Source organism: Streptomyces sp. NPDC048191 (assembly GCF_040652655.1).
GTDB lineage: Bacteria > Actinomycetota > Actinomycetes > Streptomycetales > Streptomycetaceae > Streptomyces.
The window spans coordinates 376307-401032 of record NZ_JBEZMO010000003.1 but is presented as its reverse complement, the minus strand read 5'-3'; the positions used below and the strand labels follow the sequence as shown (position 1 = coordinate 401032).

22 protein-coding genes are annotated in these 24726 nt (G+C 71.8%); 14 read left to right on the top strand and 8 right to left on the bottom strand.

Translation table 11 applies throughout. The features are described from left to right. Positions 1 to 76: 76 nt before the first annotated feature. Positions 77 to 343: a DUF2530 domain-containing protein gene (locus AB0D93_RS07630; RefSeq protein ID WP_362114561.1), complete on the bottom strand. Its 267-nt coding sequence runs from the start codon at positions 341 to 343 to the stop codon at positions 77 to 79. Between the two features lie 170 nt (positions 344 to 513). Here AB0D93_RS07630 and AB0D93_RS07625 point away from each other — a divergent pair, with 170 nt between their 5' ends. Then, on the top strand, positions 514 to 1965 hold the full coding sequence (locus AB0D93_RS07625; RefSeq protein ID WP_362114558.1) for an NCS2 family permease: 1452 nt from the start codon (positions 514 to 516) through the stop codon (positions 1963 to 1965). Positions 1966 to 1984: 19 nt separating this feature from the next. On the opposite strand, the gene AB0D93_RS07620 is transcribed toward AB0D93_RS07625, so the two are convergent. After that, entirely contained in the window at positions 1985 to 2167 is a 183-nt protein-coding gene (locus AB0D93_RS07620; RefSeq protein ID WP_362114555.1) for a ribbon-helix-helix protein, CopG family, read from the bottom strand. 155 nt (positions 2168 to 2322) lie between these two features. On the opposite strand from AB0D93_RS07620, the gene AB0D93_RS07615 reads away from it, so the two are divergent. The 3 genes from AB0D93_RS07615 (at position 2323) to AB0D93_RS07605 (ending at position 5411) form a co-directional block, all read left to right on the top strand. Continuing rightward, positions 2323 to 2760 carry a MarR family transcriptional regulator gene (locus AB0D93_RS07615; RefSeq protein ID WP_076087155.1) on the top strand — a complete coding sequence of 146 codons (438 nt, stop codon included), beginning with the start codon at positions 2323 to 2325 and terminating at the stop codon, positions 2758 to 2760. A gap of 101 nt (positions 2761 to 2861) precedes the next feature. Continuing rightward, the gene (locus AB0D93_RS07610; RefSeq protein WP_362115104.1) at positions 2862 to 4133 is read left to right on the top strand and encodes an MFS transporter; all 1272 of its coding nucleotides are present in this window, start codon (positions 2862 to 2864) and stop codon (positions 4131 to 4133) included. 126 nt (positions 4134 to 4259) lie between these two features. Then, a complete protein-coding gene (locus AB0D93_RS07605; protein ID WP_362114551.1) occupies positions 4260 to 5411 on the top strand; it encodes a TIGR03118 family protein in 1152 nt (383 codons plus the stop codon). A gap of 34 nt (positions 5412 to 5445) precedes the next feature. On the opposite strand, the gene AB0D93_RS07600 is transcribed toward AB0D93_RS07605, so the two are convergent. Beyond that, positions 5446 to 5967 carry a GNAT family N-acetyltransferase gene (locus AB0D93_RS07600; protein WP_362114548.1) on the bottom strand — a complete coding sequence of 174 codons (522 nt, stop codon included), beginning with the start codon at positions 5965 to 5967 and terminating at the stop codon, positions 5446 to 5448. Between the two features lie 39 nt (positions 5968 to 6006). On the opposite strand from AB0D93_RS07600, the gene thpR reads away from it, so the two are divergent. Further along, on the top strand, positions 6007 to 6579 hold the full coding sequence (gene thpR / locus AB0D93_RS07595; RefSeq protein ID WP_362114545.1) for an RNA 2',3'-cyclic phosphodiesterase: 573 nt from the start codon (positions 6007 to 6009) through the stop codon (positions 6577 to 6579). Positions 6580 to 6761: 182 nt separating this feature from the next. Here thpR and AB0D93_RS07590 read toward each other — a convergent pair whose 3' ends face one another. The 3 genes from AB0D93_RS07590 to AB0D93_RS07580 all read right to left on the bottom strand — a co-directional run bounded on the left by AB0D93_RS07590 (position 6762) and on the right by AB0D93_RS07580 (position 9178). Further along, positions 6762 to 7751 (bottom strand): aldo/keto reductase, encoded by a 990-nt coding sequence (locus AB0D93_RS07590; protein WP_362114542.1) that lies wholly within the window; start codon positions 7749 to 7751, stop codon positions 6762 to 6764. 61 nt (positions 7752 to 7812) lie between these two features. Continuing rightward, positions 7813 to 8406, bottom strand: a complete 594-nt coding sequence (locus AB0D93_RS07585) for a Uma2 family endonuclease (RefSeq protein WP_362114539.1) — start codon at positions 8404 to 8406, stop codon at positions 7813 to 7815. A gap of 88 nt (positions 8407 to 8494) precedes the next feature. Next, positions 8495 to 9178, bottom strand: coding sequence for a GDSL-type esterase/lipase family protein (locus AB0D93_RS07580; RefSeq protein WP_362114536.1), 684 nt, complete (start codon positions 9176 to 9178; stop codon positions 8495 to 8497). 98 nt (positions 9179 to 9276) lie between these two features. On the opposite strand from AB0D93_RS07580, the gene AB0D93_RS07575 reads away from it, so the two are divergent. Next, positions 9277 to 10242 carry a WD40 repeat domain-containing protein gene (locus AB0D93_RS07575; RefSeq protein ID WP_362114533.1) on the top strand — a complete coding sequence of 322 codons (966 nt, stop codon included), beginning with the start codon at positions 9277 to 9279 and terminating at the stop codon, positions 10240 to 10242. Between the two features lie 69 nt (positions 10243 to 10311). On the opposite strand, the gene AB0D93_RS07570 is transcribed toward AB0D93_RS07575, so the two are convergent. Then, complete coding sequence (locus tag AB0D93_RS07570; RefSeq protein WP_362114530.1) at positions 10312 to 11031, bottom strand: hypothetical protein; 720 nt, start codon at positions 11029 to 11031, stop codon at positions 10312 to 10314. Between the two features lie 112 nt (positions 11032 to 11143). Beyond that, a complete protein-coding gene (gene serC / locus AB0D93_RS07565; RefSeq protein WP_362114527.1) occupies positions 11144 to 12262 on the bottom strand; it encodes a phosphoserine transaminase in 1119 nt (372 codons plus the stop codon). Positions 12263 to 12419: 157 nt separating this feature from the next. Between serC and AB0D93_RS07560 the strand changes: the two genes are divergently transcribed. From AB0D93_RS07560 to AB0D93_RS07525, 8 genes are all read left to right on the top strand, one after another. Next, positions 12420 to 15305, top strand: a complete 2886-nt coding sequence (locus tag AB0D93_RS07560) for an FAD-binding and (Fe-S)-binding domain-containing protein (protein ID WP_362114524.1) — start codon at positions 12420 to 12422, stop codon at positions 15303 to 15305. A 184-nt stretch (positions 15306 to 15489) separates the two neighbouring features. Continuing rightward, positions 15490 to 15621 carry a hypothetical protein gene (locus tag AB0D93_RS07555; protein WP_362114521.1) on the top strand — a complete coding sequence of 44 codons (132 nt, stop codon included), beginning with the start codon at positions 15490 to 15492 and terminating at the stop codon, positions 15619 to 15621. 86 nt (positions 15622 to 15707) lie between these two features. Then, positions 15708 to 17696, top strand: a complete 1989-nt coding sequence (locus tag AB0D93_RS07550) for an ABC transporter ATP-binding protein (protein ID WP_362114518.1) — start codon at positions 15708 to 15710, stop codon at positions 17694 to 17696. A gap of 123 nt (positions 17697 to 17819) precedes the next feature. Further along, positions 17820 to 18752: an EamA family transporter gene (locus tag AB0D93_RS07545; RefSeq protein ID WP_362114515.1), complete on the top strand. Its 933-nt coding sequence runs from the start codon at positions 17820 to 17822 to the stop codon at positions 18750 to 18752. An 87-nt stretch (positions 18753 to 18839) separates the two neighbouring features. Beyond that, on the top strand, positions 18840 to 20558 hold the full coding sequence (locus AB0D93_RS07540) for an NAD-dependent malic enzyme (RefSeq protein WP_362114512.1): 1719 nt from the start codon (positions 18840 to 18842) through the stop codon (positions 20556 to 20558). A 91-nt stretch (positions 20559 to 20649) separates the two neighbouring features. Beyond that, positions 20650 to 21444, top strand: coding sequence for a TIGR03084 family metal-binding protein (locus tag AB0D93_RS07535; protein WP_362114509.1), 795 nt, complete (start codon positions 20650 to 20652; stop codon positions 21442 to 21444). Then, positions 21441 to 23117: an acyclic terpene utilization AtuA family protein gene (locus tag AB0D93_RS07530; protein ID WP_362114506.1), complete on the top strand. Its 1677-nt coding sequence runs from the start codon at positions 21441 to 21443 to the stop codon at positions 23115 to 23117. Before AB0D93_RS07535 ends, AB0D93_RS07530 begins: the two co-directional genes overlap by 4 nt. Next, positions 23114 to 24712, top strand: coding sequence for a carboxyl transferase domain-containing protein (locus AB0D93_RS07525; RefSeq protein WP_362114503.1), 1599 nt, complete (start codon positions 23114 to 23116; stop codon positions 24710 to 24712). The genes AB0D93_RS07530 and AB0D93_RS07525 overlap by 4 nt, the downstream gene beginning before the upstream one ends. Positions 24713 to 24726: the final 14 nt, after the last annotated feature.

Here is a 24726-nt window from a genome sequence, read left to right as displayed (position 1 = left end):
GGATCTGTCCGTTCACCTGCCGAGCAGTGCCGATTTCCGACCTGGGGAGGAGCGGAGTCCTGCGCAGGTCGTACGGCTACTTCGCGCCCGTCGCCCGCAGTGCCGCGTCCCGCTTGATCGCGGCGTCCCGCCTGCGCACGTACCAGATGCCGATCAGCCCCAGGCCGCCGCCGGCCAGGCAGGTCCACAGCCACCACAGATGGCCGTGGTCGTGGAACCAGCCGTAGAACGGCAGCTGGACCAGGAAGAGCACGAACCACACGATCGTGCCGCCGGTGATGGTGGCGACCACGGGCCCCTCCAGGGGCTCCGGCGCCTCGTGCTTCGGGGTCCACTTCGCCATGCGCACAGCTTAGAGCGCCCCGGATCTCCCCTTGCGCCGCCGTTGTCTACGCGCGGAGATAGCGATCTAGCACTCATACGTTCATACTGAAACCGTTTGTCTTTGACCACTTCTGATCGTATGAAACTCCAAAGAGGCTCGGGGGAACCGCTTTGGTGATGGAGTCCCGCATGCCCACCTCGGCACCGGCCAAGGCCCCCACCCCCGAAAAGCCGGGGGGCGCACCGGCCCACGGCGCCCTCGACCGCTACTTCAGGATCTCCGAGCGCGGCAGTTCCGTCGCCCGCGAGGTCCGCGGCGGTTTCGCCACCTTCTTCGCGATGGCGTACATCATCGTGCTGAACCCGATCATCCTCGGCAGCGCGAAGGACATGTACGGGCATCACCTGGACAACGGCCAGCTGGTGACGGCGACCGCGCTGACGGCCGCGTTCACCACCCTGCTCATGGGTGTCATCGGCAACGTCCCGATCGCGCTCGCCGCCGGGCTCGGCGTGAACTCGGTCGTCGCCCTGCAGCTCGCGCCCCGGATGTCCTGGCCGGACGCCATGGGCATGGTCGTGCTGGCCGGTTTCGTGGTCATGCTGCTGGTCGCCACGGGCCTGCGCGAGCGCGTGATGAACGCCGTGCCCTTCGGTCTGCGCAAGGCGATCTCGATCGGTATCGGTCTGTTCATCATGCTGATCGGCCTGGTCGACTCCGGCTTCGTCACCCGTATGCCGGACGCCGCCCAGACGACCGTCCCGCTGCAGCTCGGTGTCGGCGGCCATCTGCACGGCTGGCCGGTGCTGGTCTTCATCCTGGGCGCGCTGCTGACCTTCGCGCTGATCGTCCGCAAGGTGCCGGGCGCGATCCTGATCTCGATCGTCGGCATGACCGTCCTCGCGGTGATCCTCAACGCGGTCACCACGATCCCGTCCTGGGGTCTGACGGTCCCGAAGTGGCCGGGCAACCCGGTCGCCAGCCCCGACTTCGGCCTGGTCGGCCACGTCAGCCTGTTCGGCGGTTTCTCCAAGGTCGGCGTGCTGACCGGCGTCCTCTTCGTCTTCACGGTCCTGCTGTCGTGCTTCTTCGACGCGATGGGCACGATCATGGGCGTCAGCGACGAGGCCAAGCTGACCGACGCCGAGGGCTACATGCCGGGCATCAACAAGGTCCTCTTCATCGACGGCCTCGCGGTCGCGGCGGGCGGCGCCAGCTCCTCCTCGGCCACCACCGCGTTCGTGGAGTCCACGGCCGGTGTCGGCGAGGGTGCCCGCACGGGCCTCGCGAACGTCGTCACGGGCGGTCTCTTCGCCGTCGCGCTGTTCCTCACCCCCGTCGCCACGATGGTCCCGTCCCAGGCGGCGACCCCGGCGCTGATCGCGGTCGGCTTCCTGATCCTGTCGAACTCCATCAAGGAGATCGACTGGGCCGACTACACGATCGCGATCCCGGCGTTCGTGACGATGCTGATGATGCCGTTCACCTACTCGATCACCAACGGCATCGGCATGGGCTTCATCACCTTCACGGTGCTGCGCCTGGCGGCCGGGCGGGCCCGGGAGATCCCGGTCGCGATGTACGTCGTCTCGGCGGTCTTCGCCTTCTACTACCTGATGCCGGCCCTGGGGCTGACCTGAGCCCCGGCACCGCGGGGCGTCAGGTGACGCCGTAGAACCGCTCCGTCTCCTCGACGGCGGCCTGGAACCGCTCGTCGAAGTCATCGCGAATGAGCGTCCGGACGACATAGTCCTGGACGCTCATTCCTCTTTTCGCCGCGTGCTGCCGGAGCCGTTCGAGCAGCTCCCCGTCTATCCGCAGGCTGAGCACAGTGGTCCCCATGGGTACGAGGGTCGCCACATCCGGCGGTCCGGCGCGTCACTTTACGGAACCGACTCACTCATATGGGTGATCGAAAGGTTCAGTGGCCAGGGTCACGGGCATCGAGGGCGTGTCGCGGTGGTCTTTAGGGAGGGTAATGAGTTACTCTAAAGAACATGCCGGACCTCACCCATGGCGACGACGCTGCCGCCGTGAACTCCCTCCGCTCCGCCGTGATGCGGCTGTCCCGTCGGCTCAAGCACCAGCGGGTCGACGAGTCGCTGAGCCCCACCGAGATGTCGGTGCTCGGCACCCTCTTCCGCTGCGGCTCGGCCACACCGGGCGAGCTCGCCCGCAAGGAGCACGTCCAGCCGCCGTCGATGACCCGCATCGTCGCGCTGCTCGAGGCCAAGGGGCTGGTCCGGCTGGAGCCGCATCCCGAGGACCGGCGCCAGAAGGTCGTCACCCAGACCGAGCAGGCCGAGGCGATGCTCGAGGAGAGCCGCCGCAAGCGCAACGCCTTCCTGGCCGGCCTGGTCGAGGGCCTCGACGAGGACGAGTGGGCCGCACTGCGCGCCGCCGCCCCCGTGCTGGAGAAGCTCGCACACCTGTAAACCGCTGATCGAGGAGGCGAACTCGTTTGAGTACGGGATCCGGAACACCTTCCGCCCCCGCACCGACCGCCACTACCACCCCCACCGCCCGCAAGTCCTCGATGTTCAGCTCGTTGAAGATCAGGAACTACCGTCTGTTCTTCATCGGCCAGGTCGTCTCCAACACCGGCACCTGGATGCAGCGCATCGCCCAGGACTGGCTCGTCCTCAGCCTCACCGGCTCCTCCGCGGCCGTGGGCATCACGACCGCCCTGCAGTTCCTGCCGATGCTCCTCTTCGGCCTCTACGGCGGTGTCCTGGTCGACCGTCTGCCCAAGCGCCCCACGCTGCTGGTGACCCAGTCGTCGATGGCCCTGGCCGGTCTCGCACTCGCCGCGCTGACCCTCACCGGCCACGTCCAGGTCTGGCACGTCTACCTCGCCGCCTTCGCCGTCGGCCTCGCGACCGTGGTCGACAACCCGGCCCGCCAGTCCTTCGTCTCGGAGCTGGTCGGTGCCGACCAGCTGCAGAACGCGGTCAGCCTGAACTCGGCGAACTTCCAGTCCGCCCGCCTGGTCGGGCCGGCCGTCGCCGGTCTGATGATCACCGGCGTGGGTACCGGCTGGGCGTTCCTCGCCAACGGCCTGTCCTTCGCGGCCCCCATCGCCGGCCTGCTGCTGATGCGCGCCCGTGAGCTGCACGTGGTCCGGCGCGCGCCCAGGGGGAAGGGGCAGCTGCGCGAGGGCCTGCGGTACGTGGCCGACCGCCCTGAGCTGATCTGGCCGATCGTGCTGGTCGGGTTCATCGGCACCTTCGGCTTCAACTTCCCGGTGTGGCTGTCGGCCTACGCGGACGACGTCTTCCACTCCGGTGCCGGCTCCTACAGCCTCTTCAACACCCTGATGGCCGTCGGTTCCCTGGCCGGCGCCCTGCTGGCCGCCCGGCGCGGCACGGCCCGGCTGCGCATCCTGACCGCGGCCGCGCTGGCCTTCGGCACGCTGGAGACCGTGGCCGCACTGGCCCCGTCGTACTGGCTGTTCGCGCTGCTCATGGTCCCGATCGGGATCTTCGGCCTGACCGTCAACGTCACGGCGAACACCGCCGTGCAGATGGCCACCGACCCGGCCATGCGCGGCCGGGTGATGTCCCTGTTCATGATGGTGTTCATGGGCGGTACGCCCCTGGGCGCGCCGCTCGTCGGCTGGATCACCGACACCTACGGCGCCCGGGTCGGCTTCGCCCTCGGCGGCATCGTCTCCGCCGCCGCGGCCGGCACGGTCGGCCTGCTCCTGGCCCGCATCGGCGGGCTGCGGCTGACGGTGGGCTGGCATCACGGCCACCCGCGGGTCCGGTTCGTGCCGAGGGAGCGGGAGGAGCTGGCCACGGCGGCGTAGGAACCGCCGTGGCGCGTCCCCGTACCGAGTGCGGCTGCGTGTCGATGGCCGGTGCGATTGCCATCCCATGAGATGACTTCTGCCAGTACGCCCCATTGGTACGGGTATGGGAACAGGAGCATCCGCATGGCAACACTGGCTTCGCCCCCGAGGCACCGCTCCCGCTTGCGGCGGCTGACCGCGGTCGCGCTGGCCCTGGGCACGGTCGGCGCGCTCGCCGCCGCCCTGCCAGCCGGGGCCGTCGGGGACGCGCCGCGCACGAGCGGCCACGGTTTCCAGGAGCGCGACCTCGTCTCCGACCTCCCGGGCACAGCGGAGACGCAGGACCCGAACCTCGTGAACCCCTGGGGGCTGGTGCGCACCCCCAACGGTGCGATCCGGGTCTCCAACAACGGCACCAGCACGTCCACCGTGTACGCGGGCGCCCAGGACGACCGGCCGGTCGACTTCCTCTCTCCCGTCGTCCACCTCCCCGAGTCCGCCGACCCGACCGGGATCGTGCGCAACGACACCCCCGGTTTCCGCTTCGGCGCGGCCGGGCACTCCGCTCCCGCGCGGTACGTGTTCGCCGGGGAGCACGGCGGCCTCTTCGCCTTCGACCCGGACGTGCTCCCGGCGGAGGGCGTGCAGGTCGCGCAGGAGGACGACGCCGTCTTCAAGGGCCTGACGCTCGTGGACCACGTGTGGAAGGCCGCGGAGGGCGACCGGCACCAGCCGCGCATCCTCGTCGCCAACTTCCGCGACGCGCGCATCGACGCCTTCGACACCGACTTCCGCCAGGTCGAGCAGCCCGACGGCGCCTTCCAGGACCCGGACCTCCCCGACGGCTTCGCGCCCTTCGACGTCAAGAACATCCACGGCAGGGTCTTCGTCACCTACGCCAAGCAGGACGCGGACAAGGAGGACGACGTCCCCGGGCCGGGCAACGGCTTCATCGACGTGTTCAGCACCAGGGGCAAGCTCCTCCAGCACTTCGCCGGCGGGGGCGTGCTCAACTCGCCCTGGGGCCTGGAAACGGCTCCCGCGGGGTTCGGGAGGTTCGCCGGGGACCTGCTCGTCGGCAACTTCGGGGACGGCCGCATCCACGCCTTCGACCTGAGAAGCGGCCGCTTCGAGGGAACCCTGAAGGACCCCGGCGGGCGGCCCATCGAGATCGAGGGCCTGTGGGGCCTGCAACGGGGCACCGCCCGGTCCGGCGGCCAGGACAGCGTCTGGTTCGCCGCGGGGATCGAGGACGAGGCGCACGGGCTGCTCGGCACCCTGCGCGCCGAGCCCTGACCCGTCGGCCGCACCCGGGGTGCTCGCCGGGTGGTCACACCCTCCGGGCGAGCACCTGCCCCGGCCAGTCGTTCTCACCGGCGGTGTACGTCTGTGTCGGGGTGAAGCCGTTGGCCTCGTAGTAGGCGACCAGCTTGCCGTCGGCACCCGCGTAGCAGTCCACCCGCAGCAGGGAGACCCCGGCCCGCCGGGTCACCTCGGCCGCGTGGGCGAGCAGGGCGGCACCGGCACCGCGCCCCTTGAAACGGCGGTCGGAGGCGAGCCAGTGGATGTACCGCTCGGGCTCGCCGGGCGACGGGAGACGGGACAGATAGGCGCCGGGCGCGTCGGTGAGGATGAGCGTGGCGGCCGGCACACCGTCGATCTCGGCGAGGTACGCGGTGCCCTCGTCCATGTACCCGACGACCGACTCCACGGTCCTCGGGCGCTGCGACAGCGGCTCGGTGCCCCACTGCTCGGTGCGTCCCTGTGAGACCAGCCACTCCACACTGCTGTCGAGCATGGCGAGTATCACGGGGAGGTCGTCGGGGCCGCCTTCGCGGATGGTGATCGGCATGGGCTCATCTTGCCGACCGCCGTCTGCCAAGGTGAAGGCATGAGACTCTTCGCCGCGGTGCTCCCGCCGGAGCGCGTCGTCCATGAACTCGCCGTCGAGGTCGACCGGTTGAGGGCACTGCCCGGCGCGGACCGGCTGCGCTGGACGGGCCGCCCGGGCTGGCACTTCACCCTCGCGTTCTACGGCGAGGTCGCCGACGACCTCGTACCCGGGCTGTCGGACCGCCTGGCCCGCGCGGCCCGGCGCACCGCCCCCTTCGACCTGGCCCTGTCCGGCGGCGGGCAGTTCGGGCACGGAAGGGCCCTGTGGACGGGTGCCCACGGTGAGGTGGAGGCGCTGCGGCTGCTGGCCGACCGGGCGGAGTCGGCGGCGCGGAAGGCGGGCGTGTCCATGGGGGAGCACCGGCGCTACAAGGCCCACCTGACGGTGGCGCGCAGCCGGGACTCGGTGGACGTACGGCCGTATGTCGAGCTGCTCCACGGGTTCGCCGGCAGCACCTGGACGGTGGACGAGCTGGTGCTGGTGCGGAGCAATCTGCCGCGGTCCGGGGTGCCGGGGGAGCAGCCGCGGTACGAGGCGGTCGCCCGCTGGGAGCTCGCCGGGGTTGGTTAGGCTCGGTCGCGTGGACCCGAAAACCCGGAACCGGATCATGGCCGGTGTGCTTGTTCTGATGTTCGTTGTGGTCGCCGCGGCTGCGGCGGTCAGGTAGCCCCTGGATTCGGGGGACCGCGGCCGGTTCGCCGGCTGCGACGCCGTCGTGCCCGGCCGCGCCCCTGGTACGGCTGCCCCCGGTCCTACCAGGCGAAGGCTTCCGGCGACGGGCCCGGGCCCGGGAAGATATCGTCCAGTCCGGCCAGCAGCTCCTCGCTCAGCTCCAGCTCGACGGACCTGATCGCCGACTCCAGCTGCTCGGCCGTCCGCGGGCCGACGATGGGTCCGGTCACGCCCGGGCGGCTGAGCAGCCAGGCCAGGGCCACCTCGCCGGGCTCCAGGCCGTGCTTGTCGAGCAGGTCCTCGTACGCCTGGACCTGGGCGCGGGCCGTGGCGTCCTTGAGGGTGTCGGCGGCCCGGCCGGTGGCACGGCGGCCGCCCTGGACCTCCTTCTTGATGATCCCGCCGAGCAGGCCGCCGTGCAGCGGCGACCAGGGGATGACCCCGAGGCCGTAGTCCTGCGCGGCCGGGATGACCTCCATCTCGGCGCGCCGCTCGGCGAGGTTGTACAGGCACTGCTCGCTGACCAGCCCGAGGGTGCCGCGGCGGGCGGCGGTCTCGTTGGCCTGGGCGATCTTGTAGCCCGGGAAGTTGCTGGAGCCCGCGTAGAGGATCTTCCCCTGCTGGACCAGGGTGTCGATCGCCTGCCAGATCTCCTCGAACGGGGTGTTCCGGTCGATGTGGTGGAACTGGTAGAGGTCGATGTGGTCGGTCCGCAGCCGCTTCAGGCTGGCGTCCACGGCCCGGCGGATGTTCAGCGCGGAGAGCTTGTCGTGGTTGGGCCAGGCCTGGCCGTCGGCGCCCATGTTGCCGTAGACCTTGGTGGCGAGGACGACCTTGTCCCGGCGATCGCCGCCCTGGGCGAACCAGTTGCCGATGATGCTCTCGGTCCGCCCCTTGTTCTCACCCCACCCGTACACGTTGGCGGTGTCGAAGAAGTTGATGCCGGCGTCCAGCGCCGCGTCCATGATGGCGTGGCTGTCGGATTCGTCGGTCTGGGGCCCGAAGTTCATCGTCCCGAGGACGAGCCGACTGACCTTGAGTCCCGTGCGTCCAAGCTGCGTGTACTCCATGGTCCTCCAGCCAACGGCTTGGAGTGCGCTCGAAGCAAGGGCTTTCGGGGCGAACGGGGGGTCAGTCGCGGGGGAATTCGTCGGTTTTGAGGGTTAGGTCGACGACGGTGCCGGTCAGGTCGATGTCGGTACCGAAGTCGACCGGGGTCCTGGTCTCGTAGTCCCCGTCCTTGGGGTCGGTGTAGACGTAGCAGCGACCCTGGTACGGGTCAGCGACGATGTAGAGCGGAACCTCGGCAACCGCGTACGCGGTCTTCTTGGGCCCGTAGTCGTTCTGGGCCGTTCCCTCGGAGATGACCTCGGCGACGAACACGACGTCCTGGTAACGCCAGTGGCCCGTGTCGTCCGTCTTCGCCGAGTCCTTGAGCAAGGCGATGTCCGGGCAGAAGCCGTTCTCGTGGCCCGGGAAGTCGATCCGGACGTCCGAGAACACCTTGATCTTCCTCCCGAACCTGTCCTCGAGAGCCCAAAGGAACTCGCGGATGAGCAGCCAATGACTGTCCCGCTGCGGCGTCATATGGACGTTGCCCCCGACGATCTCGACCCTGTATCCCTCGGGGACGGGCATACGCTCAAGCCGCTCGAACCACTCGTCCAGACTCCTGGTGTTGGCGTCGGCGTCGGCCATTTCGATCCTGTCTTCAAGGACGGTCATCGTGGCGCTCCTCCCCGGCTGCCCCACGCACGAGTGCAGCCGCGCGGTTCAACGATACGCACGGTGACGAGGAGACGCCGGAAATAGGTCAACCTGTTCCGGCCGCGTACGCCTGTCCGACCCCCCACGCCTCCCACATCGCCCCCGCGAACGCCCCCGCGATCCGGTGCTCTCCACTGGCGTTGGGATGCGTGCCGTCGTAGGTGTCGGTGTGGATGTCGTACGACTCCGGCGGCGAGGCCAGCAGGATCGGCGACCGGGGTTCGTCCAGGTCGGCCGCGCACTTCGCCAGCAGGACGTTGAAGAGGTCCACCTGCTCGGCGAACGGGGCGTCGCGCTCGGCGCGGATGTTCGGGATCACCGGCAGCAGGACCATGCGGACGCGCGGGTCGGCCTCCCGGGCCGCCGCGACGAAGGCGCGCACGTTGTCCGCCGTCTGTTCGGCGTTGGTGTAGAAGCCCAGGTCGATCAGGCCGAGGGAGACCAGGAGCACGTCCGCCCGGTGCTCCCGTACCGCGTCGCCGATCAGGGGGGCCATGTGCAGCCAGCCCTCGCCCCAGCCGGCCAGGTGGTGGCGCGGGAAGCGGGGGTCGGCGTACGCGTACGACGTCGGGGCGTCGGCGGACTTGTCGTACAGCTCCTCACGAGGGCCGACGAAGGTGAACGGGCCGTCGTGCGTGTCGCACAGATGCCGCCACAGCCGGTAACGCCATGTGTGTTCGCCCGCGCTTCCGATCGTCATGGAGTCGCCTACGGGCATGAACCTGAGCATCCGCTCATGATGGACGATCACGGGTTGCGGTGGGATGTGAGGCCCACCACGTCCGGGCGGGGCCGGGGAACTCCCGGAGACAGTGGCAGGCTTGGGCCATGCGTCGATCGTTCGCCGTCCTCGCCGGGGCCCTGCTCGTGGGCGCGCTCGCCGTGCCCGCGTCGGCCGCCGAGGGTGACCAGGGCTTCACCTTCAAGGACCCGCGGATCGCCGAGTCCAGCGGGCTCGCGGCCTCCCGCCTCCATCCCGGCATCTACTGGACGCACAACGACAGCGGTGACGGGCCGTACATCTACGCCGTGGACGGCCGGACCGGGAAGACCGTCGCCCGGATCACCCTGCGCGGCATCGGCTCCCCGCGGGACGTCGAGGCCATCTCCATCGGGCCGCACAACGAGATCTACCTGGGCGACATCGGCGACAACCTCGGCGGCAAGTGGCCGTACGTGTGGATCTACCGGCTGCCCGAGCCGAAGGAGCTGCGGGACCGGACGGTCACCGCCACGCAGTACGTCGTGAAGTACGCGAACGGGCCGCGGGACGCCGAGTCGCTGATCGTCCACCCCAGGACGGGGCGGGTCTACATCATCGACAAGAAGGAGGACGGGGGGCACCTGTACGAGGGCCCGGCCACCCTGTCCACATCCGGCGCGAACGTCTTCGAGCCGGTCGCCCCCGTCGACCTGTGGGCCACGGACGCGGCCTTCTCGCCCGACGGGCGGCAGCTCGCCGTGCGCGGCTACTTCGGCGGGATCTACTACGACTGGAACGGCGGCCGCATCAAGCGCGAGGGCCGGCTCGACGTGCCCCTGCAGGGGCAGGGCGAGGGTGTCACCTACTCCGCCGACGGGACCAGGCTGCTGTACAGCAGCGAGGGGGCGGACAGCGAGGTCGTGGCGAAGGACGCGCCGGGGCGGCCGGCGTCCAAGTCGCCCTCGGCGGGCGGTGCTTCGGGCACGGCCGGGGGCGGGAGCGGCGACAGCGGCCTGAAGGTCGGCGCGGCCGTCGTCGCCGTCGGGCTGGTCGCGCTGTTCGGATTGCGGCTGGTGCGGCGGCGGGGCTGAGGCACCGGCTGCGACGCGGAGGCCCGCGGAGCGGTTCGGCGTGTGGCCCGCGACTTCGGGCCCACCGCGTCACTTCACACAGCCGGGCGCCGGGAAGTCCGTCGTGCCCGCGGGGTGGCCACCGCCCTCCATGGTGGTGAGGAGCTCGGGGTTGGGCCCGTAGGGGTTCACGATGCGGGCGACGAAGCCGGCGCTCTCCGGCAGCGCGGGGTGCGCCCGGTCGACGACACCGGCGACGCGCGTGCCGTCCCCCGCGTTCTTGAAGAACGCCTCGGGGCCACGGGGACCGTTGCTCAGCACGGCGACGGTGCCCGCGCCGATGGACGACTCCTGGACGAGCGTGCAGCCCCGCGCGTCGGGGGTGCCGGCCCTGGGGAGCGGGAAGGTGTGCGTGCCGCCCTCGGCGGAGGTCACCCGGAGCACCGGAGCGGAGCCGCCGGCACCCACCAGGCTCAGCGAGAGGCCACGTTCCCGGGCCGTGCCGTGGGCCTGGTCGAGCCTGGTCAGGACGCGGTACATGTAGGCGTCGCCCTGCCGCCAGTGCGCCGGCACGGCGCGGATCCATGCCTCGGGGCCGCCGGCGCGGGGGTCGTCGCGCAGGACGGCGACCATGTCCTGGCCGATGGCGACGGCCTCGCCCGCGTAGCGTGCGGACGGGCCCGCGGCGGCACCGGCGGTGGGGGTGGCCGAGGCGGTCGCCGGCGGCAGGAGGGCGGTGGCGCCCAGGGTGCCCAGGAGTGCCGAGGCGGTCAGCAGAGAGCGGCGGTGACGTACGAAGTCGGCTGACATACCAGAAGTATCTGGAAAACCGGCGGAAAGCGGAACTTGATCTCCGGGGACGAAGGGCGCCCGGCGGAAGGTGATCCGCCGGGCGCCCTTCGTCCCCGTGGGCGAGAAGCGGCTACAGCTTCTCGATCACGTAGTCGACGCAGTGCGTCAGCGCCTCGACGTCCGCCGGGTCGATCGCCGGGAACATCGCGATGCGCAGCTGGTTGCGGCCGAGCTTGCGGTACGGCTCGGTGTCCACGACGCCGTTGGCGCGCAGCACCTTGGCGACCGCGGCCGCGTCGATCTCGTCGGAGAAGTCGATCGTGCCGATGACCTGCGAGCGCTTGGCCGGGTCGGCGACGAACGGGGTGGCGTACTTGGACTCCTCCGCCCAGGAGTACAGCCGGGTCGAGGAGTCCTTGGTGCGGGCCGTGGACCAGGCCAGACCGCCCTGGCCGTTGAGCCACTCCAGCTGCTGGTTCAGCAGGAACAGGGTGGCGAGGGCCGGGGTGTTGTACGTCTGGTTCTTGCGGGAGTTGTCGATCGCCGTGGGCAGCGAGAAGAACTCCGGAACGTGGCGGCCGGAGGCGTGGACGCGCTCGGCGCGTTCGATCGCGGCCGGGGAGAAGACGCCGATCCACAGGCCGCCGTCGGAGGCGAAGGACTTCTGCGGGGCGAAGTAGTAGATGTCGGTCTCGGCGATGTCGACCGGGAGGCCGCCCGCGCCGGAGGTGGCGTCCACGAGGACCAGGGAACCGGGGTCCGCGCCTTCGACACGCTTGATGGGCATCGCGACGCCCGTCGAGGTCTCGTTGTGGGTGAAGGCGTACACGTCGACGCCGGCCTCGGCCCGCGCCTCGGGGTGGGTGCCGGGGTCGGCGGAGACGACGGTGGGCTCGGCCAGCCAGGGGGCGAGCTTGGCGGCCTTGGCGAACTTGGAGGAGAACTCGCCGAAGCTGAGGTGCTGGGACTTGTTCTCGATCACTCCGTGGGTGGCGATGTCCCAGAAGGCGGTCGAGCCGCCGTTGCCGAGGATCACCTCGTAGCCCTCGGGCAGGGAGAACAGTTCGGAGATGCCCTCGCGGACCTTGCCGACCAGGTTCTTGACGGGCGCCTGGCGGTGGGAGGTGCCCATCAGGGACGTACCGGTGGCGGCGAGGGCGTCCAACGCCTCGGTGCGCACCTTGGAGGGGCCCGCGCCGAATCGTCCGTCGGCGGGCTTGATGTCAGCGGGAATCTGGATGTCGGCCACGAGTCGGAGGGTATCCGGTGGGCGAAACCGGACGTAACCGTGTCCGTCCGATGAGACAAGCTCATCGAGGGGGTGGACTTGTGAATTGGTACGACGATATGCGCGGTGCTGTGGAAAACTTCCGGTGACTGTGCGTGAGCGGATGCATCCTGGACGCATGACAGATCTTGCCGGTGAACTGCGCGGGGTCGTCCGGGGCGAGGTGGGTTTCGACGTCACCTCCCGGGCGCTGGTCACCATGGACGCGTCCAACTACCGGCGCGTCCCGGCGGGCGTCGTCGCCCCCAGAGACGCCGACGACGTGGCCGCCGTGCTGGAGGTCTGCCGGGCCCGCGGGGTGCCGGTGGTGGCGCGCGGCGGGGGCACGTCGATCGCCGGGCAAGCGACCGGCGCGGGCGTGGTGCTGGACTTCACCCGGCACATGAACGGCCTGCTGGAGCTGGATCCCGCCACCCGTACGGCCGTCGTCCAGCCGGGTCTCGTCCTGGACCGGCTGCAGGAGGCCGCCGCGCCGCACGGCCTGCGCTTCGGCCCGGACCCCTCCACGCACAGCCGGTGCACGCTCGGCGGGATGATCGGCAACAACTCCTGCGGCTCGCACTCGGTGGCCTGGGGGACGACCGCGGACAGCGTGCGCGAGCTGTCCGTCGTCACCGCGCGCGGGAGCCGGCTGCGGCTCGGCCGCGACTGGGCGGGGGCCCCGGACGGGCTGCGCGAGCTGGTGCAGGGGGAGCTGGCGCGGCTGCGCACCGGCTTCCCGGACCTGCCCCGCCGCATCTCCGGGTACGCGCTGGACGCGCTGCTGCCCGAGAAGGGCGCCGACGTCGCCCGCTCCTTCTGCGGTTCCGAGGGCACGCTGGGCGTGCTGACCGAGGCGGTCGTCCAGCTGGTGGAGGCCCCCCGCGCGCGTGCCCTGGCGGTGCTGGCGTACGGCGACGAGAGCGCGGCGGCCGAGTCCGCCGCGGGCCTGTTGCGGTACGGCCCGCTGACGGTGGAGGGCATGGCGGCCGACCTGGTGCGCTCGCCGGCCGGGCTGCCCGAGGGGGGTGCCTGGCTGTTCGTGGAGACCGGCGGGGAGTCGGCGGGCGAGGCACGCGCGCGTGCGCAGGCGGTCGTCCGCGCGGCCGGCGTCGCCGGATCCCTGGTGGTGACGGACCCGGCGGCCCAGCGGGCCCTGTGGCGCATCCGCGAGGACGCGAGCGGTACGGCCACCCGTATGCCCGACGGCAGTGAGGCCTGGCCCGGCTGGGAGGACTGCGCGGTGCCGCCCGCCCGGCTCGGCGCCTATCTGCGCGACTTCCGGGCGCTGCTGTCGGCGCACGGCCTGCGCGGCACGCCCTACGGCCACTTCGGCGACGGCTGCATCCACGTCCGTATCGACTTCGACCTGCTCACCGAGGCGGGCGTCGGCCGCTTCCGCCGCTTCTCCGAGGAACTGGCCGACCTGGTGGTGGCCCACGGCGGCTCGCTGTCCGGGGAGCACGGCGACGGACAGGCCCGCGCGGAGCTGCTGCCGCGCATGTACGGCGCGGAGACGGTCCGGCTCTTCGAGCGGGCCAAGGCGGTCTGGGACCCGGACGACCTGCTGAACCCGGGGATGCTGGTCCGCCCGGCGCGGCTGGACGAGAACCTCCGCTTCTCGGTGCTGCCCCGCGGCCCGGTCGACGTGGCCTTCGGCTACCCGGCCGACGACGGCGACTTCCGCGCGGCCGTCCGCCGCTGCGTGGGCGTCGCCAAGTGCCGTACGGCCACGGCGGCCGGCCCCGCCGTGATGTGCCCCTCCTTCCGGGCGACCGGCGAGGAGGAGCACTCCACACGCGGCCGGGCCCGCCTGCTGCACGAGATGCTGGCCGGCGAACTGGTCACCGACGGCTGGCGGTCCACGGAGGTCCGCGACGCCCTGGACCTGTGCCTGTCCTGCAAGGGCTGCCGCTCCGACTGCCCCGTCGGCGTCGACATGGCCACGTACAAGGCGGAGTTCCTGCACCACCACTACGCCGGCCGCCGCCGCCCCGCCGCCCACCTCAGCATGGGCCGGCTGCCGCAGTGGCTGCGCCGGGTCGAGCTCACCCGCACGGCCCCGCTGCTCAACGCCCTTGCCCGAGTGGGGCCGTTGGCCCGGATCGGCAAACGCCTGGGCGGGATCGCGGCGGAGCGGGACATCCCCCGGCTGGCGACGCGGACCTTCACCCGCTGGTGGCGCGGCAGGAAGCCCGTCCACGGCACCGGCCAGACGGTCGTGCTGTGGCCGGACACCTTCACCGAGCATCTGTCCCCGTCCGTCGGCCGGGCCGCCGTCCGGGTGCTGGAGGCCGCCGGGCTGCGGGTGGTCCTGCCGCCGACGCTGCGGGTGCGCGGAGGAGGGATCGGCGACGGCCGGACCAGGTCGGCCGCCGCGCTGCTCACCGCCCGCCGCGCCCGGGTCTGCTGCGGACTGACCTATGTCTCCACCGGCCAACTCGACCGCGCCCGAAGGGTCCTGCGCCGCACGCTGGACCTGATGGAGCCGGTGCTGGGGGCCGGGCTCCCGGTCGTCGTCCTGGAACCGAGCTGCGCCGCGGCCCTGCGCTCCGACCTCCCCGAGCTGCTGCACGACGACCCGCGCGCGGCCCGGCTCTCCTCGGCCGTCCTCACCTTCGCCGAGGTCCTGGAGCGGCACGCCCCGCACTGGACCCCGCCCGCCGTGGACCGCCCGGTCGCCGGACAGACCCACTGCCACCAGCACGCGGTGCTCGGCGACACCGCCGACCGCCGGCTCCGTGAGGCCGCGGGCCTCACCGGCGAGCTGAGCGGGGGCTGCTGCGGACTCGCGGGCAACTTCGGCTTCGAGAAAGGCCACTTCGAGGTGTCGGAGGCCTGCGCGCAGGAGGAGCTCCTCCCCTCGGTCCGTGAGGCCCCGGCGGAGACGGTGATCCTGGCGGACGGCTTCTCCTGCCGCACCCAGCTGCACCAGCTGGCCGGGGTGCGGGGGCGGCATCTGGCTCAGGTGCTGGCGCAGGCGCTGGAGGAGGCGGAGGGGGTCCCTCCGGCACCCGGCTCATAAGGCCACTCTCAGGTTCGCAAGAGAACTCTCAGTTTCGCGCGGGTCTCTCAGGAAGTGCCAAGGTATTCACAGCGCCCCTTTGCCAACTTTGCCGTTCGGGCTCCTGAGTGGCGTGTAGGTTCTTCGATGTCGGGTTCCGGACGCGGAATTCAACACCACACGTAAAGCGACATTAGGAGTCGGAATGAGCTTCAAGAAGCTTGCCCCGCTGCCCCCCAAGCCCAAGGCGAAGCACCTCCCCCCGCCGCCGAAGCCGAAGCCGAAGAAGCACGCGCCGAAGCCGCTGCCCAAGCCGTTCCCGGGCCGGGATCAGTGATCCGACGCTGAATCGAAAGGGGTCGATGGTGCACCGTCGGCCCCTTTTCTTTTCGTTCGCGACGGTGATTTCGGAAGGGGAATTCAATGGTTCACGAGAGTGCCGAGGCGGACGAGTTCGAGTATGAAACACCCACCATTCCCGCCCGGCTGGCATTCCGCCGTTTCTGGCCGCTGACCCATGGGCTCAGAAAGTGGCTGCTCGTCGTCTGGCTGTGCACGGTGCTCGCCGCGCTAGCCGAGACCGAGGCGATCCTCCTGTTCGGCGACCTCACCGACCACGCCCTGCAGAAGGGCTCGTTGGCCGCGTTCTGGAGCCCGGCGGGCACCTGGCTGGCGATCGCCGTGGCCGGTGCCCTCGTCGCGTACGCCGGCAACTCCCTTGCCACCTGGGTGACCGAGCGGTTCGTGATGCGGTTGCGGGAGCACGTCTTCGACCATGTCCAGCGGTTGCCGCCGCACTTCTTCCAGCGCCACCGCCAGGGCGACCTGCTCTCCCGGCTGACCGGTGACGTCGAGGCGATCGAGACGATGGTCGTCTCCGGTCTGGTCGGCGCCGCCTCGGCCGCCTTCTCCGCCCTCTTCTACGCGGCCGCCGCGTTCTGGCTGCGCTGGGACCTGGCCGCCGCCACCTTCGTGCTGGCGCCCCTGTTCTGGCTGGCCGCCCGCCGCTTCTCGGGCTCCATCAAGGACGTCTCCCGGGAGGGCCGGGTCGCCGACGGCGCGATCACCTCCGTGGTGGAGGAGTCCCTCGGCAACATCGTGCTCACCCAGGCGTACGACCGCCGGGACGCCGAGCGCCGCCGGCTGCGCGAGGAGGCGAACGCCTGGTTCCGCGCCTCGGTCCGCTCCACCCGCCTGAACGAGGCCTACGAGCAGCTCGTCCAGGTCATCGAGACGGTGTGCGTGCTCGCCGTGATCGGCATCGGCGCCTGGGAGATCTCCACCGGCCGGATGACCCTCGGCCGGCTCCTCGCCTTCGCGGCCTTCCTCGGCTACCTGTATCCGCCGGTGCGCGGCCTCGCCCAGCTCGGCCTCACCGCCACCGCCGCCACGGCCGGCGCCGAGCGGCTCATCGAGGTCCTGGACGTCCGCCCGTCGGTGACCGACCCACGGCGCCCCTCGGACACCGGCCGCCCGGACGGCACGATCGAGGTCCGGGGCGTCTCCTTCCACTACCCCGGCGTCGAGAAGGCCGCCCTGGAAGAGCTCTCCTTCACCGTCAGCCCCGGCGAACTCGTGATCGTCACCGGCCCGAGCGGTGCGGGCAAGTCCACGGTGGCCAAGCTGCTGCTGCGCTTCTACGACCCGGACGCCGGCGACGTCCTCCTGGACGGCACGCCGCTCCGGGACTTCCCGCTGGCCCGCCTGCGTGAGTACGTCACACTGCTTCCCCAGGAGACCCTGGTGCTGCACGACACGGTGCGCGCCAACATCGCCTGCGGCCGGCCCGGTGCCAGTGACCAGGCGATCGAGGAGGCGGCGAAGGCGGCCGACGCGCACGACTTCGTCGTCCGGCTGCCCGACGGCTACGACACCCGGGTCGACCCCCACTCGGCCCGTCTGTCCGGCGGCCAGCTCCAGCGTCTGGCCATCGCCCGCGCCCTCCTGCGCGACGCGCCCGTCCTGGTCCTGGACGAGCCGACGACGGGTCTGGACGCGATGGCCGCGCGCCGCGTGGTCAAGCCGCTGCGCCGCCTGATGACCGGCCGTACGACCATCATGATCACCCACGATCTCAACCTCGCCCCCGACGCCGACCGCATCCTCGTGGTCGACCGGGGCCGGATCGTGGAGACCGGCCGCCATGACGAGCTCCTCGCCCGCGGCGGGGCGTACTCCCGGCTGCACCGCTCGCAGAACAACGCGGTGATGGACACCGGCGAGCTGCGCATGCCGCTGTGGCAGGAGCCGCAGCCGCCGGCTCCCGCCCACCAGTACGGCCAGGGGCAGGAGGCGTACGCGCCCTCGGGCACCTGGGCCCGGTCCGGCCACGAGGCGTACGGGAACGTGCCCCCGTACCTGCCGGACGGCCGTCCCCTGTTCCGCGAGGAGGGCGCCTGGCCGGGAGTCTGACGGGCGCCGCGGTCCCAGAATCCGGGACAGTGCCGTAAGGGGTTCACGCTCCTGTCCAAGTCCATTACCCTGGACCTGGTAGTACATCGCGATGGACGAACCCGATCGAGCACAGGACCGCCCGTGACCGCCACCTCCAGCACCGCCACGCAGACCCCGGTCACGCCCGCCGGAGGGCGCCGCCGCCTCGGCTCGCTCGGCCCCGTCGGTCTGGTCCTGACCGGCTGTGTCTCGGTCCAGTTCGGCGGCGCGCTCGCGGTGACCCTGATGCCCCGGGCCGGCGCGCTGGGCGTCGTCACCCTCCGCCTGCTCGCGGCGGCCGTCGTCCTCCTCCTGGTCTGCCGCCCCCGGCTGCGCGGCCACTCGCGCGCCGACTGGGGCACGGTGATCGCCTTCGGCATCACCATGGGCGCGATGAACGGCCTCTTCTACGAGGCGGTGGCCCGCATCCCGCTCGGCCCGGCGGTCACCCTGGAAGTCCTCGGCCCGCTGGCCCTCTCCGTGCTGGCCTCCCGGCGCGCCATCAACGCGCTGTGGGCGGGCCTCGCCCTGCTCGGTGTCTTCCTGCTCGGCGGCGGAGGCTTCGGCAATCTCGACCCCATAGGCGTCGGATTCGCCCTGGGGGCCGGCGCCATGTGGGCGCTCTACATACTCTTCAGCGCCCGTACGGGACGCCGCTTCCCCCAGGCGGACGGCCTGGCCCTGGCCATGGCGATCGCGGCCCTCCTCTTCCTCCCCCTCGGCATGGCCTCGGCGGGCACCCGCCTGCTGAACCCCACCACCGTCGCCCTCGGCTCGGCGGTGGCCCTGCTCTCCTCGGTGCTGCCCTACACGCTCGAACTCCTGGCCCTGCGCCGCCTGCCCGCCTCCACCTTCGCGATCCTGATGAGCCTGGAACCGGCCATCGCGGCGACGGCCGGCTTCCTGATCCTCGGCCAGTCCCTGTCGCCGGCCGAGGCAGGGGCCATAGCCCTGGTCATCGCGGCGAGCATCGGCGCGGTCCGCACCCAGGTGGGCCGGGGCAGGGCCCGGGTGGAGGCGACGCCGGAGGCCTGACGGGCACTACGGCCGGCCCGGCATCGCATTCACCGGGAGTAGTGGCCGATATGCGGAGCCGGTTCGGTTATGGGGATGATTGTTCCCGTGACCGGCACCAGCGAACCCAGCCCCCGCCCGCTGAAGATCACCGCCCGTGGCCGAGCCGTCCTCGCCGACCCCCGGCTCAATCGCGGGACGGCGTTCACCGAGGCCGAGCGCCGGGCCCTGGACCTCGTCGGGCTGGTTCCGCCGCGCGTCCTCACCCAGGACGAACAGGTCGAGCGCGCCTACGCCCAGTACCGGGCACAGCCCGGTGACCTGGCGAAGAACGTCAATCTGACCGCCCTGCACGACCGCAACGAGACGCTGTTCTACCGGCTCGTCGGCGACCACCTCGAAGAGATGCTGCCCGTCGTCTACACCCCCACCGTGGGCACGGCCATCCGCCGCTACAGCAACGAGTACCGCCGCCCGCGCGGCATCTACCTCTCCGTGGACGCCCCCGACGACATCGAGCGCTCCCTGCGCGCGAGCGGCCGCGGCGCCGACGACGTCGACCTGATCGTGGCCACCGACGGCGAGGGCATCCTCGGCATCGGCGACTGGGGCGTCGGCGGCATCGACATCGCCGTCGGCAAGCTCGCCGTCTACACGGCCGCAGCCGGCATCGACCCGCGCCGCACCCTGCCGGTCATGCTCGACGTCGGCACCAACCGCGAGGAACTCCTCGACAACCCCCTCTACCTGGGCAACCGCCACCCGCGCGCCGACCGGGAGACGTACGACGCCTTCATCGATGCCTACGTCGGCACCGCGAGCAGACTCTTCCCCAACGCGCTGCTGCACTGGGAGGACTTCGGTCCCGCCAACGCCCGTCGCATCCTCGACCGCTACCGCGACCAGGTGTGCACCTTCAACGACGACATCCAGGGCACGGGCGCCGTCAATCTCGCCGCGGTCTTGTCCGGCGTGCGCGCCGCCGGGGTGCCCCTGCCCGAGCACCGGATCGTGGTCTTCGGCGCCGGTACGGCCGGTGCCGGCGTCGCCGACCAGCTCCGGGACGCCCTGGTCGCCGAAGGCCTCACCGCCGAACAGGCCACCGCCCGCTTCTGGTGCGTCGACCGGTACGGGCTCCTCACCGCCGACCAGGGCGACAAGCTGCGCGACTTCCAGCGGCCCTACGCCCGTCGCGCGGACGAGGTCGCCGACTGGCGGCGCGACGAGAGCCTGCCCGGCATCCCGCTCGCCGAAGTCGTCCGCCGTGTCCGCCCGACCATCCTCATCGGCACCTCCGGACAGGCCGGTGCCTTCACCGAGCGGATCGTCCGGGACATGGCCGGGCACACCGGGCGCCCCATCATCCTGCCCATGTCCAACCCCACCGACCTCGCCGAAGCGACCCCCGCCGACCTTCTCGACTGGACGGACGGGAAGGCGCTGGTGGCCACGGGCAGCCCGTTCCCGCCGGTCGAGCGGGACGGGACGACGTACGAGATCGGCCAGGCCAACAACGCCCTGGTCTTCCCCGGCCTGGGGTTGGGCGCGATCGTCGCCCGCGCCTCCCGCGTCACCGACCGCATGCTCCGCGCCGCGGCGGACGCGGTCGCCCACCGGACCGGCGGCGGGGGCCCCGCCGCGGCGCGGCCGAACGCGCCGGTCCTCCCGCCCATCCGCGACCTGCGCGGCACGTCGGAGGCGGTCGCCGTGGCCGTGGTCCGTGCGGCGGTGGAGGAGGGAGTGGCCCGGGCCGTCCCGGACGACGTCGAGGCGGCGGTGCGGGCGGCGCGCTGGGAGCCGGTGTATCCGCCGGTCGAGGCCGTGTGAGACGGGCTCGGCGGCACGTCCGGCAACCCGTGGCCGTAAATTAATGCAAGCACGCTTGATTGTTTTCGCCGCCGCTGCCATGCTCCCCCTCATGGCCGACCCGACGCCCGTGATCGACGACCTGCGTGCCGAGAGCGAGGAACTCGACCTGCTCGTGGCCGAGTTGAGCCCCGAGCAGTGGGCCCTGCCCACCCCCGCCCCCGGCTGGACCCTCGCCCACCAGATCGCCCACCTCGCCTGGACCGACCGCTCGGCCCTGCTCGCCGTCACCGACGCGGACGCCTTCCACGCCCTGGTCGAGAAGGCGCTCGCCGCCCCCGGCTCCTTCGTGGACGAGGGTGCGGAGGAGGGCGCCCGGCTCGCGCCCGCCGAGCTGCTGCGAACCTGGCGGACCGGGCGCGAGGCCCTCGACCGGGCGCTGCGCGCCGCCCCGCCCGGCGCCCGGTTCCCCTGGTACGGCCCGCCCATGTCGGCCGCCTCCATGGCAACGGCCCGCCTCATGGAAACCTGGGCCCACGGCCTGGACATCGCCGACGCTCTGGGTGTGGTCCGCACCCCTACCGGCCGGCTCCGGCATGTGGCCCGGCTCGGGGTCCGCACCCGCGACTTCGCCCACACCGTCCACGGGATCACCCCGCCCGACCAGGAATTCCGCGTAGAACTGACCACTCCCGCCGGGGAGTTGTGGACGTACGGCCCCGAGGACGCACCGCAGCGCGTCACCGGACCCGCCCTCGACTTCTGTCTGCTCGTCACCCAGCGCGCCCACCGCGCCGACCTCGCCCTGACCGCCACCGGCCCGGACGCCGACCGCTGGCTGGACATCGCGCAGGCCTTCGCGGGCCCGCCCGGCACCGGCCGCGGGCCGAAGGGGGCCGAGCGGTGAACCCCCTGCGTGTCGGCAACTTCTCCGGCTTCTACGGCGACCGGTCCGACGCCCTGCGCGAGATGCTCACCGGCGGCGAGGTCGACGTCCTCACCGGCGACTACCTCGCCGAACTCACCATGCTGATCCTCGCCCGCGACCGGCTGAAGGACCCCTGTGCCGGTTACGCCCGCACCTTCCTGCGCCAGCTGGAGGACTGCCTGGGTCTCGCCCACGAGCGCGGGGTGAAGATCGTCACCAACGCCGGCGGTCTGCATCCCGCGGGACTGGCCGGTGCGGTACGGGAGCTGGCCGGGCGGCTCGGCATCGGCGTACGGGTCGCCCACGTCGAGGGCGACGAGCTCACCGCCGCACACCCCGGCGCCCTCGCCGCCCACGCCTACCTCGGCGGCTTCGGCATCGCCGAGTGCCTGCGGGCCGGTGCGGACGTCGTCGTCACCGGGCGGGTGACCGACGCCGCCCTGGTCACCGGGCCCGCGGCCGCCCACTTCGGGTGGGGTCCCACGGACCACGACCGGCTCGCGGGGGCCGTCGTCGCCGGACATGTGCTGGAGTGCGGGACCCAGGCCACCGGCGGGAACTACGCCTTCTTCCAGGAGGCCGACGTCCGCCGGCCCGGCTTCCCGCTCGCCGAGATCCACGCCGACGGCAGCAGCGTCATCACCAAACACCCCGGCACCGGTGGCCTGGTCGACGTCGGCACGGTCACCGCGCAGCTGCTGTACGAGACCGGCGGCGGCCGGTACGCCGGGCCCGATGTCACCGCCCGGCTGGACACCGTACGGCTGAGCCAGGACGGGCCGGACCGGGTGCGGATCGAGGGGGTGCGGGGCGAGGCTCCGCCGCCGGCCCTGAAGGTCGGCGTCAACCGGCTCGGCGGCTTCCGCAACGAGGTCGTCTTCGTCCTCACCGGGCTCGACATCGAGGCCAAGGCCCACCTGGTGCGGGGGCAGCTCACCGAGGCGCTCGCCAAGGCACCGCCCGCGCAGGTGCGTTGGGAGCTCGTGCGCACCGACCGGGCGGACGCCGGCACCGAGGAGACCGCGAGCGCCCTGCTGCGGCTCGTCGTGCGGGACCCGGACGAACGGGTCGTCGGGCGGGCGCTGAGCGGTGCCGCCGTGGAGCTGGCGCTGGCCAGCTACCCGGGCTTCCATGTGCTGTCCCCACCCGGAAAGGGCGCCCCTTATGGGGTCTTCGAGGATGTGTACGTCCCCCATGGCGCCGTAGACCACAGGGCCGTCCTCCACGACGGCCGCCGTGTCCCTGTGCCGCCGCCCCAGGACACCCGGCCCCTGGACGCCGTGCCGGAGCCCGCCCTTCCCGCCCCCCTCCCGCCCGGTCCGACCCGGCGAGCCCCGCTCGGCCTGGTCGCCGGGGCCCGGAGCGGGGACAAGGGCGGGAGTGCCAACGTCGGTGTCTGGGCCCGTACCGACGAGGCCTGGCGATGGCTCGCGCACGAGCTGACCGCCGAAAGGTTCCGGCAGCTGATCCCCGAGAGCCGGGACCTGCCCGTCACCCGGCATCCGCTGCCGAACCTCCGCGCGGTCAACTTCGTCGTCGAGGGCATCCTCGGCGCGGGCGTCGCCGCGCAGGCCCGCTTCGACCCGCAGGCCAAGGCCCTCGGCGAATGGCTGCGCTCCCGCCACCTGGACATCCCGGAGGCCCTGCTGTGACCACCCTGACCTCGGCCCTGGATCCGGGCAGCCCCGAGCACCGGGCGAACCGCGAGGCCATGCTCACCAAGCTCGCCGAACTCGACGCCGAGCACGCCAAGGCGCTCGCGGGCGGCGGCGAGAAGTACGTCCGACGGCACCGTGAGCGCGGCAAGTTGCTCGCGCGGGAACGCATCGAGCTGCTCCTCGACCCGGACACGCCCTTCCTGGAGCTGTCCCCGCTCGCCGCCTGGGGCAGCGACCACACGGTCGGTGCCTCGCTCGTCACCGGCATCGGCGTGGTCGAGGGCGTGGAGTGCCTGATCACCGCCAACGACCCGACCGTGCGCGGCGGCGCCAGCAACCCGTGGTCGCTGAAGAAGGCCCTGCGTGCCAACGACATCGCCCTCGCCAACCGGCTGCCCTGCATCTCCCTGGTGGAGTCGGGCGGTGCCGACCTGCCCTCCCAGAAGGAGATCTTCATCCCGGGCGGCGCCATCTTCCGCGACCTCACGCGCCTGTCGGCAGCCGGGATCCCCACCGTCGCCGTCGTCTTCGGCAACTCCACCGCCGGCGGCGCCTACATCCCCGGCATGTCCGACCACGTGATCATGGTCAAGGAGCGGGCGAAGGTCTTCCTCGGCGGACCGCCGCTGGTGAAGATGGCGACCGGCGAGGAGAGCGACGACGAGTCCCTGGGCGGCGCCGAGATGCACGCGCGCGTGTCGGGCCTCGCCGACTACTTCGCCGTCGACGAGCCGGATGCCCTGCGCCAGGCACGACGGGTGGTCGCCCGGCTCAACCACCGCAAGGCGTACCCGGACCCCGGCCCCGCCGAGCCGCCCGCGTACGACCCGGAGGAGCTGCTGGGCGTCGTCCCCGGCGACCTGAAGACCCCCTTCGACCCGCGCGAGGTCATCGCCCGGATCGTCGACGGCTCCGACTTCGACGAGTTCAAGCCGCTGTACGGGACCAGTCTGGTGACCGGCTGGGCCGCCCTGCACGGCTATCCGGTGGGGGTGCTGGCCAACGCCCAGGGCGTCCTGTTCAGCGCCGAGTCGCAGAAGGCCGCCCAGTTCATCCAGCTCGCCAACCAGCGCGACATCCCGCTGCTCTTCCTGCACAACACCACCGGCTACATGGTCGGCAAGGAGTACGAGCAGGGCGGGATCATCAAGCACGGCTCGATGATGATCAACGCGGTCAGCAACAGCAGGGTCCCGCACCTGTCCGTGCTCATGGGGGCGTCGTACGGCGCCGGGCACTACGGGATGTGCGGGCGGGCGTACGACCCCCGCTTCCTGTTCGCCTGGCCCAGCGCCAAGTCGGCCGTCATGGGCCCGCAGCAGCTCGCGGGCGTGCTGTCGATCGTCGCCCGGCAGTCGGCGGCGGCGAAGGGCCGGCCCTACGACGAGGACGCGGACGCCGCCCTGCGCGCCATGGTGGAGCAGCAGATCGAGTCCGAGTCACTGCCGATGTTCCTGTCGGGGCGGCTGTACGACGACGGCGTCATCGACCCGCGCGACACCCGCACCGTCCTCGGCCTGTGCCTGTCCGCGATCCACAGCGCCCCCTACGAGGGCGCGCGCGGCGGCTTCGGCGTCTTCCGGATGTGACGGTCATGACGGAT

Excerpts from the sequence above, each read along its gene's own strand:
- AB0D93_RS07630 (WP_362114561.1), bottom strand. The coding sequence starts at position 343 with ATGGCGAAGTGGACCCCGAAGCACGAGGCGCCGGAGCCCCTGGAGGGG.
- AB0D93_RS07625 (WP_362114558.1), top strand. The coding sequence starts at position 514 with ATGCCCACCTCGGCACCGGCCAAGGCCCCCACCCCCGAAAAGCCGGGG.
- AB0D93_RS07620 (WP_362114555.1), bottom strand. The coding sequence starts at position 2,167 with ATGGGGACCACTGTGCTCAGCCTGCGGATAGACGGGGAGCTGCTCGAA.
- AB0D93_RS07615 (WP_076087155.1), top strand. The coding sequence starts at position 2,323 with ATGCCGGACCTCACCCATGGCGACGACGCTGCCGCCGTGAACTCCCTC.
- AB0D93_RS07610 (WP_362115104.1), top strand. The coding sequence starts at position 2,862 with ATGTTCAGCTCGTTGAAGATCAGGAACTACCGTCTGTTCTTCATCGGC.
- AB0D93_RS07605 (WP_362114551.1), top strand. The coding sequence starts at position 4,260 with ATGGCAACACTGGCTTCGCCCCCGAGGCACCGCTCCCGCTTGCGGCGG.
- AB0D93_RS07600 (WP_362114548.1), bottom strand. The coding sequence starts at position 5,967 with ATGCCGATCACCATCCGCGAAGGCGGCCCCGACGACCTCCCCGTGATA.
- thpR (WP_362114545.1), top strand. The coding sequence starts at position 6,007 with ATGAGACTCTTCGCCGCGGTGCTCCCGCCGGAGCGCGTCGTCCATGAA.
- AB0D93_RS07590 (WP_362114542.1), bottom strand. The coding sequence starts at position 7,751 with ATGGAGTACACGCAGCTTGGACGCACGGGACTCAAGGTCAGTCGGCTC.
- AB0D93_RS07585 (WP_362114539.1), bottom strand. The coding sequence starts at position 8,406 with ATGACCGTCCTTGAAGACAGGATCGAAATGGCCGACGCCGACGCCAAC.
- AB0D93_RS07580 (WP_362114536.1), bottom strand. The coding sequence starts at position 9,178 with ATGCTCAGGTTCATGCCCGTAGGCGACTCCATGACGATCGGAAGCGCG.
- AB0D93_RS07575 (WP_362114533.1), top strand. The coding sequence starts at position 9,277 with ATGCGTCGATCGTTCGCCGTCCTCGCCGGGGCCCTGCTCGTGGGCGCG.
- AB0D93_RS07570 (WP_362114530.1), bottom strand. The coding sequence starts at position 11,031 with ATGTCAGCCGACTTCGTACGTCACCGCCGCTCTCTGCTGACCGCCTCG.
- AB0D93_RS07560 (WP_362114524.1), top strand. The coding sequence starts at position 12,420 with ATGACAGATCTTGCCGGTGAACTGCGCGGGGTCGTCCGGGGCGAGGTG.
- AB0D93_RS07555 (WP_362114521.1), top strand. The coding sequence starts at position 15,490 with ATGAGCTTCAAGAAGCTTGCCCCGCTGCCCCCCAAGCCCAAGGCGAAG.
- AB0D93_RS07550 (WP_362114518.1), top strand. The coding sequence starts at position 15,708 with ATGGTTCACGAGAGTGCCGAGGCGGACGAGTTCGAGTATGAAACACCC.
- AB0D93_RS07535 (WP_362114509.1), top strand. The coding sequence starts at position 20,650 with ATGGCCGACCCGACGCCCGTGATCGACGACCTGCGTGCCGAGAGCGAG.